A 15,040-nucleotide genomic window follows, 5' to 3' on the forward strand; every position below is an offset into this window, starting at 1 on the left:
TTTTTGTTTTGGTTGCAGAGATAGCATTATGTTTTCAAATCTAAGTAAGAGCGTTCGCCAATACATGTTGGTGACCTTCAACTACTGGAACTTCACCATTACTGATGGTGCACTTCGTATGCTGGTGGTTTTGTATTTTTACGACCTTGGCTACAGTTCGTTAGAGATCGCCTCGCTGTTCCTTTTCTATGAATTCTTTGGTGTGGTGACGAACCTAATCGGTGGTTGGTTGGGCGCACGTCTTGGCCTCAATAAGACCATGAACATTGGTTTGGGGATGCAAGTTGTCGCCTTGGGTATGCTCGCGGTGCCAACGGCGATGTTGACTATTCCTTGGGTAATGGCGGCGCAGGCCTTGTCTGGTATCGCTAAAGACCTCAATAAGATGAGCGCCAAGAGCTCAATTAAGACCTTAGTGCCGGATGAGCAGCAAGGCGCGCTGTATAAGTGGATTGCAATTCTGACAGGCTCTAAGAATGCCCTGAAAGGTGCAGGCTTCTTTATTGGCGGTTTACTGCTTTCAACGATTGGCTTCCAATATGCAGTGCTTGCGATGGCAGCTGTGCTGACTTTGGTCTTCATTGGCAGTGTGCTGAGCTTAGAAGCGGACATGGGTAAAGCGAAAGCCAAGCCTAAGTTCAAACAGATCTTCTCTAAATCTGAATCCATCAACATCCTATCTGCAGCTCGCATGTTCTTGTTTGGTGCTCGTGATGTGTGGTTTGTGATTGCTTTGCCAATTTATCTCGGCAGCGTGTTTGGTTGGGATCACTCATGGGTTGGCGGTTTCTTAGCGGCTTGGACTATCGCTTATGGCTTTGTACAAGGCATAGCGCCGAAGATTACGGGTAAAGCTCAGGGTAAGGTGCCAGATGGGCATGCCGCGCTGTTATGGGCTGGTGCGTTGGCTATCGTGACCGCTGCCATTGCTTATGCGGTACAGATTGGTTGGCAACCAGAGCTAGTTATCGTGGGTGGTTTGATGGTGTTTGGTGCTATCTTTGCGGTGAACTCATCACTTCACTCATATTTGATTGTGAGTTATGCGAAAGGCGATGGCGTTTCTCTTGATGTCGGTTTCTACTACATGGCAAATGCGATGGGCCGTTTGATTGGCACGATATTGTCGGGCTTGGTATTCCAAATGGCAGGTTTGTCTGCGTGTTTGTGGGTTTCCTTCGCATTCTTAGCGATAACGACGGTGATCTCTCTGCGTTTACCTAGGATACCGCAAATCTCAGCAGCATAAGCTTCAGCCGCATGAGCTAAATTCGCGATAAGCATCTCCTTTAACACTAAGCTGACTTGGTATTTATTCCGGTCAGCTTTTTTATTGCTATAGTAGAATGATTGAATATTAATCAGGCATTTACATGAAGCAGCGAATTCTCTTTTTTGATTTAGCACGATGTGTCGCGGCCGTAGCGGTTATCGCGATTCATGTTTTGGCGCCTTATCGCAATGAGTTAGGAACCGTTCCTTTCGGCGAATGGTTAACAGCAATCAGCGTCAATGGCTTCAGCCGCTGGGCTGTACCTGTCTTTATATTGATAACGGGTGCTTTGATGTTAAGCGATCAGCGCCCGTTTGACGCTAAGTACTACCTCAAGCGACGCCTAGGCAAAGTATTGATACCTTTCATCGTTTGGTCGCTTTTCTATACCTACCTATCTGGTTGGTCTGCGATGGGCTTTGATGCCGACGTCAGTTGGGACGTGTTGCTCAATAGCTATCATCATTACACCTATTACCACCTCGGTTTCTTCTATTACTTTATCCCGCTCTACTTTGTGATTCCGTTCTTGCAGATCATGGTCAGAAAGTACGGTGATAGATCGGTCTATGCCTTTACGGCGGTATGGCTGCTCACAACATTACTGTTCTTACTGAGAATCGACGGTCCTTGGAGCCACGAATTGTGGCTGTACACCGGTTACTTACCATTGGGATACTTGCTGTATAAGATTGTGCCACTTAACAAGGTGACAGTCGGCGTGAGTGTGTTACTGGGTGGGTTAGCGTTACTAACCACGGTTTACATGGTAGTTGATGCAAGCTTGGTAGCAGAAGAGTACACGGTGGGGCGCTGGTTATCTTACAAGACGTTGAATACGGTATTAGCAGCGAGCATGGTGTTTATGCTGTGTCGTTATTACGGAGAAGGATTATCTGAGAAAAGTAACCAAGTGGTTGGCTTTATCAGTAAGCACAGTTTAGGTATCTACCTGCTGCATCCTATCTTCTTGTGGCCAATGAAAGAGTTTGGTTGGTACCAGGGACACCCTGCGTGGGTTATCCCATTATGGATTGTGATCAGTGGCGCAGGTGCGCTTTGGATGAGCTGGATGGTATCTAAGTCTGAGAAAACGCGTTGGTTATTGCCTTAGTCGTTAATACTAAAGCCATTAGTTATTATCGCTGATGGTCGGTTTTTGATGAATCGTTGAAGCGGCTTACGATTAGCGTTTCAACGCAAAGTGTAAGAACTTATCGCCTTGGTAGGTTAAGGTTCCTTTGTCGCCGGGGTTAAGGGCGTGGAAATAGTGGATTCCGACTTGGAATTCGCGTTTCGGACCAACCACACCACGTTGAACGTAAATCCAGTACTCTTGATCTTCTTGGCCAGGTTCTGCGTCAGGAAGGTCGATGGATTGTTTGTCTAACACCGTGACATTCACTTTCTTCTCTGGCGCATTTTCACCTTGCGAGTGTTTTCGATAGAAACCAATAAATACCCAAGCCGCTAGAGCAGCGAGTGCAAAAATGGCAAAAAAGAGTGAATTAGGCATATAACCTCCATGTAGTCGTGATGGTTATTCTAGTCTTTCAGGCAATAGGGATATGTGTTTAAAGCCGTTATTCGTGAACTGTTGTAAGCCAAGCTGATTATTTTTCGGCGGACATCACATTTAATGGCCAGTTTGGGATAAAGCATTGTTATTTATTGTCTCTTTCTCTCGTAAATAACAGTGATTTTGTATAAGAATAGGGAAATGCTCGACTAGAATTATAGTGTGGAGTGGGAGGGCCAAGATGACCGATATTGAAAAAGTGGTGACAAGAACTCGCAATATAGAGAAATTATTGAGGCTTCAATATCATGCCGAAGGCGAAGGATTGCATGAGCTTGTAACAAGCTGTGAAGAAAGGCTACCGCACGATATGGTGAGCAAGCTGCGTTATATCGCAACGTGTCGTAACAAGGTAGTCAATGAACATGAGGCTAAGTTGGAAGACCAACATAAGTTCATCATGATGTGTAACGACTGTGAGAAGGAGCTGACTCCACGTAGTGGTCGTTTTATTTGGCGAGTTGCGATCTTACTAATGATGGCAATGACTTTGGTTGCCGCAGGTTTCTATTATGCGAACTGGGATGTGCTAACACTGCATCTGTTTTCGAAATGAAAAAATTGAACAAAAAAAGGGACGCTCATGGCGTCCCTTTTTTTATCTGTAACTTGCTTAGTACATCATCGGTAGTGTCATTAGACCTACAACTACCGCGATCATTACAAGTCCTTGTCTTTGCGAAGATGAAATCATAACACTACTCCTAAATTTGGTTGTCTCTCGCTATGTTTTAAAGAATAGCACTACTTATGGCTTTAGATCAATAATTACTTTCGAAAGCTTTAAAAGTAGTAGAAAACTATGAGTTTTTTGCTTGTTTGAGTGTATTTAACTGTGTTTTATGGTGTGTTCTTATTTTGTTCGTTGTGATTTATGTTTGTTCTAATTTGGTTTAACCTGTTGTTTTTCAATGGTTGTTTTGTGTAATTTATATTGTTAAAGGTTGTTAAACTGTATTAATAAGGGTTGGCGGTGGCTAGGTTTGTTTTGGTTGATTTTTTAAGTTTTCGACTTGGTTTTTGTGGCGGTTTTTACCGGGGGCTTGAAATAACCTGACAAAACTGGGTTCTAAAAAAGAAAACTGGCTACTTTACAAGTCTAGGGTTGGTCGGAGTTTTTATTTCCCTATTAAGCTTGAGTTTGTTTGTTTAAGTTATTGTTATTGTTTGCTTTAAATGTATTGATTTTAATTTTTTAAGTGTGGTATTTGCCGGAATTTGGCCAGTTTTTATGGAGCCAATAGGTTAGAATTGACCAAAATTCAAGTATGGCGACTCTAATGCCAGTTTGAATAGGTTTTATGATGATTTGCTCTAGTTTTAAACGAATAGTCATTGTCACTGTGGTAATTGTTACGACTTCAATCTAAAGAGACTCTTTTTAGTGGAAGCGTAATCAAGATCCAATTTTGAGGGGCTGAGGCTTTACATCAACACTCGTGTGCCTAGACTGGCGACGATTTAAAGCAATAGGGCAAATGGTATGTGGAGTTGGTTGGCGGTTTCCTTGTCTGGTATCGGAGCAATAGCAGGAACGAAGCATGGACATATCGGTCAGGCCTTATCGTATAAGGTTTTTACCTTTGTATTATTAGCGACCATTGCTTTAACTCAATCTGTCGTTGCTGATTTTACCTATTGGGTCGTTGCTGGGTTGGCGGTTTCTGCGATCGCAGATGTCTTACATACTGTTACTCAAAAACGTCCTCTGCATTTTGTTTGCTTCTTGCTGGCTCAGCTCTGTTACAGCAAAGCATTTTGGTTACAGCTATCAGGAGAAATGGTCTGGTGGTTGTTCGCACTCCTGTTAGCGGCTTGTGTCGTTGCTTTCTTCTTACTTCTGCCTCGCTTAGACAAACTCGTCTTTCCTGTGGTTATCATGGGTATCGTGCTTATTCAGCTTGCATGGGCTTCTGGTGAGCTCTGGTTGCTTGATCCTCAACTGTCGCATGCGGTGGGTTTTGCTGGTTGTGCCGTGTTGCTGCTTTCTGCATTAGCATACGCGCTAAACTTCTATCGTAGCCCCATTAAGGGTGCCTACTTTTGGGTGACGGGCAGTTACTTTCTGGCTCACGCTCTCATTGTTGCTTCCCTTACCATTTAGGGTAGAGCTAGCTTAACTCTGAGCTACATCAAGGCAGCTAAGATGAAAGTAGGTAATCTACGTCTACTTCATTAAACATGAGATAGAGTTATGACTACCGAAATTCATGCACACAACGTTTTAAACCTACTGAGTGAAAAGCCACTGACTTGTGAAGAGTTGACGCAAGAGCTTGCTCAAACTTATGGCGCAGAAGCTCGTTTCCATACCTGTAAGCTGAACGGCCTGGATTTAGATGGATTGCTGAAGTTTTTCCTGAAGATGGAAAAGGTCGTAGTTATTGATGACAAGCTTTGCACTAATCGCGAACGTGTGTGTAACCACTAACTCCCAGTGACTTGGTTTCAGAGCCTTTTGGCTTTTATAGATTAAGAAGAGTGGATGCTATGTTTCGGCTTCACTCTTTAAATTCTCTTTTTACTTTTCTCCTTTCTACTTTTCTATTTGCTCTCGCAAAATTCCCTTCTAATTAGATAAGTTAATCCTTTTATTACTGCGTTCGAAAATCAATGTTGAGGCTGCTATACTCCGCGCACTTACGCTTTTCGAGACAAACTTATGGAAATTTTATCTGCAGCAACCATGCTGTTTCTTATTATGGACCCGCTTGGCAATCTACCAATCGTGCTCTCTATCCTTAAGCATATTGATCCGAAGCGTCGTCGTATTGTTCTTGTTCGTGAACTGATGTTTGCGCTGATTATCCTGCTGTTGTTCTTGTTTGCTGGTCAAAGCATTATGAACTTCCTGCATGTGCAGCCTGAAACCTTGAGTATCTCTGGCGGTATTATTCTGTTCATCATCGCGATTAAGATGATTTTCCCAAGTGCGGGTAGTATTACTGGCCTCGCGGCGGGTGAAGAACCGTTTATTGTGCCGATGGCGATCCCAATGATTGCTGGCCCTTCAGTGATTGCGGCATTAATTCTGTTGTCGACACAGCACCCTGACAACATGTTAGAGCTTTCAGCCGCGGTGATGTTGGCTTGGGGCGCTACCTTCTTCATTCTGATGTTTAATGGCTTCTTCCTGCGAGTGTTGGGTGAGAGAGGCCTTAAAGCCATCGAACGCTTGATGGGCTTGTTGCTGGTTATGCTGTCGACGCAAATGTTCCTAGATGGTGTGAAAGGCTACATGGGTTAACATCAGTATCATCGCTGAATAAAAAACGCCGCTCAAATGAGCGGCGTTTTTGTCTCTACTGTTTCTGTCATGATGTTTTCTGTAGCTAAGCGTTTTATATCTGAGCTTAAGCTTGATTACATCATGTGCTTGCGTCGGATATCGAGTAGGGCAAAGACACCGAAAATCAATATTGACCACTTCTCCCAACGTGACATTTCGATCTTGTCGCCGAAAGCACCGATAAAAATCAGCATCTGCAGGCCGTGCATGAAGAACAAGAACGCTGTCATGATATAAAGCGCAATCGCCGCATTACCCGGGAACGGGTAGAAAATATTTACGATTAAGATAAACCAAACAAAGGCGATGGCTGCTTTTGCTAGTGGAAGCAAGAACTTCATTCAATAACTCCTATTCTTCAGTGATTCGATTGAACAGTCGGTAACTTGACTGTCCGGTAGTCTTATCGCGATGCAACTCCCAGTTCTCTGGCATAGCTTCGAGTTTCAGCTCTTTCTCTGTCTCGACGTAAATGATGGCATCGTCTGCAAGCCAACCGTTACTCTCAAGCAGTTGTACTGTTTCTGCCAATAAGCCTTTACGAAATGGTGGATCAAGGAAAACCATATCGTAAGGGGTGCCTGGCTTCTTAAGGAAAGAGATAGCGTCAGTATTTACAACATTGATGTTGTCTGCTTTGAGCTCTTTCGCGTTATCAGAAAGTTGTTTAGCAGCCTTTTGGTTCATTTCGAGCAGCGTCACCATTTTTGCTTGGCGAGAAGCTGCTTCAAAACCTAAACCGCCAGAACCGGCAAATACATCCAAGCAAGTTGAATGTGGGATATCTTGAGCCACCCAGTTAAAGAGTGTCTCTTTTACTCGGTCAATGGTTGGGCGTAATCCTTCTAAATCATGGACGGGCAGTTTTCTACCTCTCCATGAGCCACTAATAATTCGAACAAAGCCTCCGGATGGCTTTTTTTGTGATGTGTTTTGCTGGCGACGTCTTACCATAGATTTTTTGACCGCTAATAAAGTGATACTATACCGAGCCCAATTTAAGTGGGTTCGTGTATTAAATAAATTTGCAATGACAAAGTGTATCAAGCTAAAAGCAAACTTATCACTGCTTTGTCATTTTTCTTTACTATTCGTTTGTACAAGCTTGTATTGTATAACAATAGCAAAGAGTCGACGTGTATTAAGTCAATACAGCTAATTAGTAGATCTAGGAAACTCCTCTGATGACGGAAAAAAAGAAGCGCGGATTATTATCGTGGCTTGGTTTTGGTGAAGAAGAACAAAGCCCAAAAACTCAGAATGAAGCGAACGTAGAAAGCGTTGAAGATCAAACTGAAGTTGAATCACAAGTTGAGGCTGAACAGGTCGCGCCTGAAGCTGAAGTCGCTAAGCCAACTGCATCTGAGCAAGCGCTTGAAGAAGCTCAACAAGAACAGCAACCTGTCGCAGCAGAAGCAGAAGCAGAAGCAGAAGCAGAACAGGAAGAAGTGGTTGTTCCTCAAGCTAAGGTTGAAGAAGTACAAGAGAAGCCAACAGAAAGCTTCTTTGCTCGCCTTAAGCGCAGCCTAAGCCGCACTAAAGCAAACATCGGCGCCGGTTTCTTCGGTCTGTTCAAAGGCAAGCAAATCGATGAAGATCTGTTTGAAGAGCTAGAAGAGCAACTTCTGATCGCTGATGTGGGTATGAATACCACGGTTAAGATCATTGAAAACCTGACAGAAAAAGCATCTCGCAATGACCTAAAAGACGGTGAAGCGCTTTATGGTCTGCTCAAAGAAGAGATGGCAGACATCTTAAGCCAAGTAGAACAGCCACTGGTTGTTGATACCACTAAAACACCTTACGTTATCTTAATGGTTGGTGTGAACGGTGTAGGTAAGACAACTACGATCGGTAAACTGGCAAAACAATTCCAAAATGAAGGCAAGAAAGTGATGCTAGCGGCGGGTGATACCTTCCGTGCTGCAGCCGTTGAACAGCTTCAGGTTTGGGGTCAGCGTAATGATGTGCCGGTTATCGCTCAGCACACAGGTGCGGATAGTGCGTCTGTTATCTACGATGCGATTGAAGCAGCGAAAGCACGTGGCGTTGATGTTGTGATTGCCGATACAGCGGGTCGTTTGCAGAACAAGAGCAACTTGATGGAAGAGCTGCGTAAGATTGTTCGTGTAATGAAGAAGATTGATGACTCTGCACCACACGAAATCATGCTAACGCTCGATGCCGGTACGGGTCAGAATGCTATCAGCCAAGCGAAACTATTCAGTGAAGTGGCTCCAGTAACCGGTATTACACTGACTAAGTTAGATGGTACGGCGAAAGGTGGCGTAATTTTCTCAATTGCTGACCAGTTCCAGATTCCAATCCGCTACATTGGTGTGGGTGAAGGTATTGATGACCTGCGCCCATTTGAATCTAAAGACTTCATTGAAGCACTATTTAGCCGCGAAGAGTAACGCGAGTAGCAAAGTGGTTTATCCTTAATCTGCTACCGTTTTTAAATTTGATATTAGTGATCGTAAGAGGAATTTTCGGTGATCAAATTTCAGCAAGTGAGTAAAGCCTACCGAGGTGGAAGACAAGCGCTCCAAAAAGTGGACTTTCACCTGAAACGTGGAGAGATGGCTTTTTTGGGTGGGCACTCTGGGGCTGGTAAAAGTACCTTGCTGAAGTTGATCTGCGCGATAGAGCGTCCAACCGATGGACGTGTCTGGTTCAACGATCACGATATCACTCGTATCCCAGCCAAAGACATCCCTTTCTTACGCCGTAATATTGGGATTGTTTTTCAAGACCATCGCCTGCTGATGGACCGTTCGATTTTCGATAACGTCGCTCTGCCTATGCGTATTGAATCTATTTCTGAAAACGAAATAAAACGCCGAGTCAGTGCTGCGTTGGATAAGACAGGCTTATTAGATAAAGCCCGTTGTTTGCCAAGCCAGCTTTCTGGTGGTGAACAGCAACGTGTGGGCATTGCTCGGGCTGTGGTGAACCGTCCAACCCTACTGCTTGCGGATGAGCCGACGGGTAACCTAGACCCTGAATTATCTAACCGTGTGTTGCGATTATTTGAAGAGTTCAACCGCGCAGGTGTGACGATCATCCTAGCGACGCACGATATCGGGTTAGTGAACACTCGCCCTCAGTACCGCCATCTTGAATTAAACCAAGGATTTTTGAGTGAGGTTGAAGACTATGGCCGCGAATAAGCGCATCAAAAAACCTCAATCTAATCGAGCAGCAAACCGCGCTTCAAGCGACGGCTTCTTTGTTGTTCACTGGAAACAAGCCAAGTCATCGTTCTCGCAAATGTGGCAGCGCCCGTTAGGCAACTTGCTGACCCTTGCGGTGATCTCTATGGCGTTGGCGATGCCAGCTTGTTTGTACCTGTTGGGTAAAAATGTGGGTGAAGTAGCGCAAGATGTCACTAGCCCGTCACAAATAAGTGCTTATGTAGAGGATGGTATTCCTGAGCCACGAGTAATGGTGCTCAAGGATGAAATCGAAAGTTGGGATCAAGTTGAGCTGGTGGAGTACATATCTCCGCAGCAAGGGCTTGCAGACCTCAGCCAGTATTCTGGTTTTGAAGACGCCCTAACTATCCTAGATGATTATTCACTGCCAGGTGTGCTGGTGATTACGCCAAGCGTACACAGCGATACCTTAATTAAAGAACTGGCAGGCACAGTTAAACAACAAGAATTAGTAACCGATGTTCGCCTAGACGAAGATTGGTTAGCTCGATTAGATGCGATCAAAGCACTCGCGGCTGTCATCGTGATTACCTTAACGGTATTGATGTTGGGCGCGGTATTTCTGATTATCGGCAATACACTACGATTTAATGTGTTGGCGCATAAAGAAGAGATTCAAACCATGAAGCTGATTGGTGCGACCGACAGCTACATTCTTCGACCATACCTTTATGCTGGGATGTGGTTTGGCGTATTAGGTTCGATTAGCGCTTGGGTAATGACGGCATTAATTACCGTATTACTGAACAGTGCAGTGGATGACTTGGCTCAGTTGTATGACAGCCACTTCCGCTTAATTGGCCTGAGCTGGGATGAATCTTTACTGCTTTTGATCGTCGGAACTCTGCTTGGTAGTGTGGCTGCGAAGCTTTCTGCACAGCGTCACCTAAAAGAAATTGAACCAGTTTAGGTGAATAGAGTCATATTTAGACGAAAAATAGGCACTTCTTAACCAGTTTTTGCCTTGTATAGACGAATTGATTATGCATAATTACTTCCCCCTCCTTGAAACCTGTTCATTTTAGGTTCAAGATTGTCGGGTTTTAATAGATGTATTACTCCAGATCAGAGATTGATGAGGAACCGAATGGCAAACCAAGCGTATCAAATGGCTTTAGTCACACAAGATAGTTTAGATAGCTATATCCGCTCAGCGAACAGCTACCCAATGCTGACACCTGAAGAGGAACGTGGACTTGCAGAGCGATTACATTACAAAGGTGAGATCGATGCTGCGAAAGGCTTGATCCTTTCCCACCTACGATTCGTGGTGCACGTCGCAAGAGGCTACTCTGGCTACGGGCTGCCAATGGCTGATCTCGTCCAAGAAGGTAACATCGGCTTGATGAAGGCTGTTAAGCGCTTCAATCCAGAAGTTGGTGTTCGATTGGTTTCTTTCGCAGTTCACTGGATCAAAGCTGAAATTCATGAATACGTTCTGCGTAACTGGCGCATCGTTAAAATTGCGACAACTAAGGCACAGCGTAAACTGTTCTTTAATCTTCGTAAGTCTAAAAAGCGTTTAGGTTGGTTTAATAACGGTGAAGTTGAGACAGTTGCTCGTGAACTGGGCGTTGAGCCTTCTGAAGTTCGTGAAATGGAATCTCGCTTAGCGGCACAAGACGCGACGTTTGAAGCGCCCATGGACGATGACGACGGCGGTTCTGCTTACACAGCTCCAGTTTACTACCTAGAAGACAAAGCATCAGACGTTGCTGAAACGGTAGAAGCGGCTAACTGGGAGTCACACACCAATAATCGCCTAGGACTCGCACTAGCAAGCTTAGACGAGCGTAGCCAACACATTGTTCGCTCACGTTGGTTAGACGACAACAAAGCAACCCTGCAAGACTTAGCGGATACCTACAGCATTTCTGCAGAGCGTGTTCGCCAGTTAGAAAAGAATGCGATGAAGAAATTGAAGCAAGCCGTTGGCGATTTCTAATAGCATCTAGTTTCTATTAGCTTCAGAGCTAGCAAATAACTGAATTTTGAAAAGGCCGAGATCGAGAGATCTCGGCCTTTTTATTTTGGATCGATTTCTCAACTTTTGCGATCGAAATTTGCAAAATGATTTTGTGGATAACTCTGTGAGAAGTTTATTCGTCAGCTGTCTAAAAGCAGGGTGTAGTAAGGCTTTGACGGGGTTTTTCGAGTGGGGATATTTTTCAGTTAACCCACAGTTAGATCAGGATCCTTACTACATGTTGTGGATCTATTTTTAAAAAGGCACTTTATTCACGCAATTCACAGATTTATCCACAAATGGTGTAAAAGTGATCGCTGGTGGATAACCTTATTAAGTGGATGTGAATGTTAGCCTTGGGATAGGTTACAATGGCAGCAAAGTAAATCAGTATAAAAGAGAAAGTCATGGACCAGTTTAAACATATCGATGTTAAAGGCGCTCAAGCCCTCATTGAACAAGGCAACGCTCGACTTGTCGATATACGTGACCCGCAGTCTTTTGCGGTTGCCCACTCACAAACAGCCTACCACCTGACTAACGATACGATGGTGTCGTTCATGGATGAGGTTGAGTTCGAACAACCTATCTTGGTGATGTGTTACCACGGTATTAGCAGCCAAGGTGCAGCACAATATTTAGTGAACCAAGGCTTTGAAGAGGTATATAGTGTAGATGGCGGTTTCGAAGCTTGGCACCGTGCTGAGCTTCCTGTGATTGCTGGTTAATTACCTTTATCGCTCCAAGCATCTCTCATAGTATGAATAGGAAGTACCAATGATTAGATTGATGGTGTTAGACAACCCACGTCTTGCTCAAGCATTTATTGATTATATGGCGTCTCGTCAGATCCCTATTCAGATGTCTCCTGAGGGGGAAGGGCGTTTTGCGCTTTGGCTTATTGATGGTCAATTTCAAGTTGAAACCGAAGCTGAGCTCAATCGCTTCTTGTCGGAACCCAATCATAAGCGCTATCAAGCGGCGTCTTGGGACATGGCAGAGACCAGGAAGAGCAACTTTCATTATCACATACCAAGCTTCATGGGCATGATAAAAGCCAAAGCAGGCCCTGTGACACTCAGTATCATGCTGGTATGTGTGGTGATTTTTGCTCTGCAGCAGATAGGTTTCGGGCAGGCGATTTTTAACGCCTTACATTTCCCTGCGGTTGATGGGCAGCAATGGCAATTATGGCGCTGGCTCAGTCATGCTGTTTTGCATTTCTCGGTTATGCACATCGCATTCAACATCTTGTGGTGGTGGCAACTGGGCGGAGATATTGAGAAAAAGTTAGGTGGTCTTAAGTTACTTCAGATCTTTGCCGTATCTTCAGCGCTTTCTGGTGCCGGACAATACTGGGTCGAAGGGGCGAACTTCGGTGGTTTATCTGGAGTAGTGTATGCCTTGGTTGGTTACTTATGGGTTGTCGGAGCAAAGGCGCCGCAACTCGGTTTAGGTATCCCAAGGCAGATCGTTGGCTTTATGTTGGTGTGGTTAGTTCTTGGGTACATGCAGCCATTTATGGCCATCGCTAATACCGCTCATTTGGCAGGTTTAGTCGCAGGTGTGATTATCGGCTTTATAGATTCAATGAAAGCGCCGAAATCGGCAACAAGCTAGCGCGTTAGTTACCGAGAATCGATAGATACAAAAAAGCGGCCAGATGAGCCGCTTTTTTATTAGGATTCGTTTTTACATCATTACTGATAAAGGTATTTGGTAAACAGTAAGTCAGCAATCAGGGTTTTGCCCGTCTCAGGCAGAAGAATCTTGTTGAGGTGTTCAACCAAAGTCTTTCTCAAATCTTCACGACCAGACAGAGACTTAATCGTTTCTTCGTTTTGTTTACCAAGTAATTCAATCACGGCATCGCGGATTAATGGTTGGTGATGCTCAATGGCAGCTAGGTCATTGCTGTTCGCAACCATAATATCGAGGCGAACCTGAATGTAGCCCAGTTTTTTACCTTTAGTGTAAAAATTGGTGGTCAGGTCTGGCTCTAGCGTGAAGTAGGCTAGTTTGGGTGCCAATTCCTCTTCAGCGAAACTTGATGCTGAAAAGAGTAGGGTAATCGCAAGAATTATTTGGGCTACATAACGTTTGTGCATATTTGTGACTTTTCTTTAGTTTATTCGCGATATTCGAAACGCATTAGTCTTGTTACAATGAGCGGTCTAAATCTAAATACGTTTACAATTCGAAGAGCGCTTTAATTTTGTTCGAAAGTTGAAGCTTTATTGTACGTGTAAAGTCACCTATTGAATACTAGTATGAATCAGCCAATATCGCTGTATCTTAATTCGTTAATGAATGTAGATTGGCAAAGTACAGAAACATTTGATTTTCCTAATGAAACCACCAAAGAGTGGCTTATGGAGCAAGGTTCTCTTTCCCGCAAGTTGGGTAAGAGCTGTCAGCACCTGTCTGTTGAGTTGCTTCATAATCAAGTTGTAGAACGCTCAAGACTACAACAAGACGAGGAACATCTTTTATCATCGTTTGATTGCTTACTGCGTAAAGTGATTTTAAAGGGTGATGATGAACCGTGGGTGTTAGGTCGAACCTTGATTCCCCGAGTCACGCTAGAAGATCATCAGCACTCTGACCTTTCTCAACAAGGTAATGTCCCGCTTGGATTGACCGTTTTCAGTGCTGAGAACGTGGAGCGAGATGCGCTGCAAGTCGGTTGGGTTATCGTGGGCGATGAGCAATTACTCGCACGTCGTTCTCGATTATGGATGAACCATAAACCGATGCTTGTGGCTGAACTGTTTTTACCAACATCACCCATTTACTCTAAGGAGAGTGTGTAAATGCTTGCCACCAAAGCGAAGGCGTATTGGCAATTAACGCGAATGAATCGCCCGATTGGTACCCTGTTACTTCTTTGGCCGACCTTGTGGTCACTGATTATCGCCGCACAAGGTATGCCTGATTTTGATGTCTTGGTTGTTTTCGTACTCGGTGTGGTGTTGATGCGTTCGGCTGGCTGTGTGATCAATGACTTTGCTGACCGTAAAGTAGATGGTCATGTTAAACGTACCAAGCAGCGTCCATTACCTTCAGGTTTGGTTTCCAGTAAGGAAGCGATTCTGCTCTTTTTAGTGCTAGCCGTGGTTTCCTTCTTGCTGGTACTGACCATGAATCCACTGACCATTAAGCTCTCATTTATTGGTGTTGGTCTGGCGTTCATTTACCCTTTCATGAAGCGTTTTACGCATCTTCCACAGTTGTTTCTCGGCTTAGCGTTTAGTTGGGCGATACCAATGGCTTGGGCGGCACAAACCAATGAACTGCCAAGCATTGTGTGGTTTATATTCGTGATTAATGCGTTGTGGACGATTGCTTACGACACGCAATATGCGATGGTTGATCGAGATGACGACCTGAAGATTGGTATTAAATCGACGGCGATTTTATTTGGTCGCTTCGATAAACTGATTGTTGGCTCTTTGCAACTCGTCACCCTAGCGATGCTGATTGCGTTAGGCATGCATTACCAACTAGGTGATACCTTCTATTGGGCATTGTTGGTAGCGGGAAGCTTGTTTGTGTATCAACAACACCTGATGCGCCACCGTGATCGAGACCTTTGTTTCCAAGCATTTCTCAACAATAATTATGTTGGAATGGCAGTGACTGTAGGCTTATTCATTACCTTCTGGTAAGCATCAGCTTTTCGAGTTAACGAACGCTAAAGAAAAAGGCACCCAGT

The 15,040-nt window shown here is 44.4% G+C and carries 18 protein-coding genes; 14 read left to right on the top strand and 4 right to left on the bottom strand.

What is annotated here, in order from left to right:
• Positions 1 to 28: 28 nt before the first annotated feature.
• Positions 29 to 1,249 (top strand): organoarsenical effux MFS transporter ArsJ, encoded by a 1,221-nt coding sequence (gene arsJ, locus BCU34_RS23490; protein ID WP_102478822.1) that lies wholly within the window; start codon positions 29 to 31, stop codon positions 1,247 to 1,249.
• Between the two features lie 124 nt (positions 1,250 to 1,373).
• Complete coding sequence (locus tag BCU34_RS23495) at positions 1,374 to 2,387, top strand: acyltransferase (RefSeq protein ID WP_102478821.1); 1,014 nt, start codon at positions 1,374 to 1,376, stop codon at positions 2,385 to 2,387.
• A 72-nt stretch (positions 2,388 to 2,459) separates the two neighbouring features.
• On the opposite strand, the gene BCU34_RS23500 is transcribed toward BCU34_RS23495, so the two are convergent.
• On the bottom strand, positions 2,460 to 2,789 hold the full coding sequence (locus BCU34_RS23500; protein WP_017061032.1) for a DUF2500 domain-containing protein: 330 nt from the start codon (positions 2,787 to 2,789) through the stop codon (positions 2,460 to 2,462).
• Between the two features lie 244 nt (positions 2,790 to 3,033).
• On the opposite strand from BCU34_RS23500, the gene BCU34_RS23505 reads away from it, so the two are divergent.
• From BCU34_RS23505 to BCU34_RS23520, 4 genes are all read left to right on the top strand, one after another.
• Positions 3,034 to 3,408 (top strand): DUF4145 domain-containing protein, encoded by a 375-nt coding sequence (locus tag BCU34_RS23505; RefSeq protein ID WP_102478820.1) that lies wholly within the window; start codon positions 3,034 to 3,036, stop codon positions 3,406 to 3,408.
• A gap of 927 nt (positions 3,409 to 4,335) precedes the next feature.
• Positions 4,336 to 4,956 carry a lysoplasmalogenase gene (locus BCU34_RS23510; protein WP_048658881.1) on the top strand — a complete coding sequence of 207 codons (621 nt, stop codon included), beginning with the start codon at positions 4,336 to 4,338 and terminating at the stop codon, positions 4,954 to 4,956.
• A 90-nt stretch (positions 4,957 to 5,046) separates the two neighbouring features.
• Positions 5,047 to 5,283 carry a YecH family metal-binding protein gene (locus BCU34_RS23515; protein WP_102432594.1) on the top strand — a complete coding sequence of 79 codons (237 nt, stop codon included), beginning with the start codon at positions 5,047 to 5,049 and terminating at the stop codon, positions 5,281 to 5,283.
• Positions 5,284 to 5,514: 231 nt separating this feature from the next.
• On the top strand, positions 5,515 to 6,099 hold the full coding sequence (locus BCU34_RS23520) for a YhgN family NAAT transporter (RefSeq protein ID WP_048658880.1): 585 nt from the start codon (positions 5,515 to 5,517) through the stop codon (positions 6,097 to 6,099).
• A gap of 116 nt (positions 6,100 to 6,215) precedes the next feature.
• On the opposite strand, the gene BCU34_RS23525 is transcribed toward BCU34_RS23520, so the two are convergent.
• A complete protein-coding gene (locus tag BCU34_RS23525; protein ID WP_016784000.1) occupies positions 6,216 to 6,482 on the bottom strand; it encodes a DUF1145 domain-containing protein in 267 nt (88 codons plus the stop codon).
• Positions 6,483 to 6,492: 10 nt separating this feature from the next.
• Positions 6,493 to 7,095: a 16S rRNA (guanine(966)-N(2))-methyltransferase RsmD gene (gene rsmD, locus BCU34_RS23530; protein ID WP_048658879.1), complete on the bottom strand. Its 603-nt coding sequence runs from the start codon at positions 7,093 to 7,095 to the stop codon at positions 6,493 to 6,495.
• Between the two features lie 230 nt (positions 7,096 to 7,325).
• On the opposite strand from rsmD, the gene ftsY reads away from it, so the two are divergent.
• From ftsY to glpG, 6 genes are all read left to right on the top strand, one after another.
• A complete protein-coding gene (gene ftsY / locus BCU34_RS23535) occupies positions 7,326 to 8,558 on the top strand; it encodes a signal recognition particle-docking protein FtsY (RefSeq protein ID WP_102478819.1) in 1,233 nt (410 codons plus the stop codon).
• A 78-nt stretch (positions 8,559 to 8,636) separates the two neighbouring features.
• Complete coding sequence (gene ftsE, locus BCU34_RS23540; protein ID WP_004736585.1) at positions 8,637 to 9,314, top strand: cell division ATP-binding protein FtsE; 678 nt, start codon at positions 8,637 to 8,639, stop codon at positions 9,312 to 9,314.
• On the top strand, positions 9,301 to 10,269 hold the full coding sequence (gene ftsX, locus BCU34_RS23545; protein ID WP_017061038.1) for a permease-like cell division protein FtsX: 969 nt from the start codon (positions 9,301 to 9,303) through the stop codon (positions 10,267 to 10,269). The genes ftsE and ftsX overlap by 14 nt, the downstream gene beginning before the upstream one ends.
• Before the next feature lie 177 nt (positions 10,270 to 10,446).
• Positions 10,447 to 11,304: an RNA polymerase sigma factor RpoH gene (gene rpoH / locus BCU34_RS23550; protein ID WP_017055518.1), complete on the top strand. Its 858-nt coding sequence runs from the start codon at positions 10,447 to 10,449 to the stop codon at positions 11,302 to 11,304.
• Between the two features lie 428 nt (positions 11,305 to 11,732).
• Positions 11,733 to 12,053 (top strand): thiosulfate sulfurtransferase GlpE, encoded by a 321-nt coding sequence (gene glpE / locus BCU34_RS23555; protein WP_048658877.1) that lies wholly within the window; start codon positions 11,733 to 11,735, stop codon positions 12,051 to 12,053.
• A gap of 49 nt (positions 12,054 to 12,102) precedes the next feature.
• Positions 12,103 to 12,945 (top strand): rhomboid family intramembrane serine protease GlpG, encoded by an 843-nt coding sequence (gene glpG, locus BCU34_RS23560; RefSeq protein ID WP_102478818.1) that lies wholly within the window; start codon positions 12,103 to 12,105, stop codon positions 12,943 to 12,945.
• Between the two features lie 80 nt (positions 12,946 to 13,025).
• Here the strand turns inward: glpG and BCU34_RS23565 are convergent, their stop codons facing one another.
• Positions 13,026 to 13,433, bottom strand: coding sequence for a flagellar basal body-associated protein FliL (locus BCU34_RS23565; protein ID WP_048662879.1), 408 nt, complete (start codon positions 13,431 to 13,433; stop codon positions 13,026 to 13,028).
• Positions 13,434 to 13,595: 162 nt separating this feature from the next.
• Between BCU34_RS23565 and BCU34_RS23570 the strand changes: the two genes are divergently transcribed.
• A complete protein-coding gene (locus BCU34_RS23570) occupies positions 13,596 to 14,138 on the top strand; it encodes a chorismate lyase (protein ID WP_170960874.1) in 543 nt (180 codons plus the stop codon).
• Complete coding sequence (ubiA, locus tag BCU34_RS23575; protein WP_048658874.1) at positions 14,139 to 14,993, top strand: 4-hydroxybenzoate octaprenyltransferase; 855 nt, start codon at positions 14,139 to 14,141, stop codon at positions 14,991 to 14,993. It begins immediately after the preceding gene.
• Positions 14,994 to 15,040 lie beyond the last annotated feature (47 nt).

Source organism: Vibrio sp. 10N.286.45.E10, assembly GCF_002874195.2.
GTDB classification, from domain to species: Bacteria; Pseudomonadota; Gammaproteobacteria; order Enterobacterales; family Vibrionaceae; genus Vibrio; species Vibrio crassostreae.

Excerpts from the sequence above, each read along its gene's own strand:
- arsJ (WP_102478822.1), top strand. The coding sequence starts at position 29 with ATGTTTTCAAATCTAAGTAAGAGCGTTCGCCAATACATGTTGGTGACC.
- BCU34_RS23495 (WP_102478821.1), top strand. The coding sequence starts at position 1,374 with ATGAAGCAGCGAATTCTCTTTTTTGATTTAGCACGATGTGTCGCGGCC.
- BCU34_RS23500 (WP_017061032.1), bottom strand. The coding sequence starts at position 2,789 with ATGCCTAATTCACTCTTTTTTGCCATTTTTGCACTCGCTGCTCTAGCG.
- BCU34_RS23505 (WP_102478820.1), top strand. The coding sequence starts at position 3,034 with ATGACCGATATTGAAAAAGTGGTGACAAGAACTCGCAATATAGAGAAA.
- BCU34_RS23510 (WP_048658881.1), top strand. The coding sequence starts at position 4,336 with ATGTGGAGTTGGTTGGCGGTTTCCTTGTCTGGTATCGGAGCAATAGCA.
- BCU34_RS23515 (WP_102432594.1), top strand. The coding sequence starts at position 5,047 with ATGACTACCGAAATTCATGCACACAACGTTTTAAACCTACTGAGTGAA.
- BCU34_RS23520 (WP_048658880.1), top strand. The coding sequence starts at position 5,515 with ATGGAAATTTTATCTGCAGCAACCATGCTGTTTCTTATTATGGACCCG.
- BCU34_RS23525 (WP_016784000.1), bottom strand. The coding sequence starts at position 6,482 with ATGAAGTTCTTGCTTCCACTAGCAAAAGCAGCCATCGCCTTTGTTTGG.
- rsmD (WP_048658879.1), bottom strand. The coding sequence starts at position 7,095 with ATGGTAAGACGTCGCCAGCAAAACACATCACAAAAAAAGCCATCCGGA.
- ftsY (WP_102478819.1), top strand. The coding sequence starts at position 7,326 with ATGACGGAAAAAAAGAAGCGCGGATTATTATCGTGGCTTGGTTTTGGT.
- ftsX (WP_017061038.1), top strand. The coding sequence starts at position 9,301 with ATGGCCGCGAATAAGCGCATCAAAAAACCTCAATCTAATCGAGCAGCA.
- rpoH (WP_017055518.1), top strand. The coding sequence starts at position 10,447 with ATGGCAAACCAAGCGTATCAAATGGCTTTAGTCACACAAGATAGTTTA.
- glpE (WP_048658877.1), top strand. The coding sequence starts at position 11,733 with ATGGACCAGTTTAAACATATCGATGTTAAAGGCGCTCAAGCCCTCATT.
- glpG (WP_102478818.1), top strand. The coding sequence starts at position 12,103 with ATGATTAGATTGATGGTGTTAGACAACCCACGTCTTGCTCAAGCATTT.
- BCU34_RS23565 (WP_048662879.1), bottom strand. The coding sequence starts at position 13,433 with ATGCACAAACGTTATGTAGCCCAAATAATTCTTGCGATTACCCTACTC.
- BCU34_RS23570 (WP_170960874.1), top strand. The coding sequence starts at position 13,596 with ATGAATCAGCCAATATCGCTGTATCTTAATTCGTTAATGAATGTAGAT.
- ubiA (WP_048658874.1), top strand. The coding sequence starts at position 14,139 with ATGCTTGCCACCAAAGCGAAGGCGTATTGGCAATTAACGCGAATGAAT.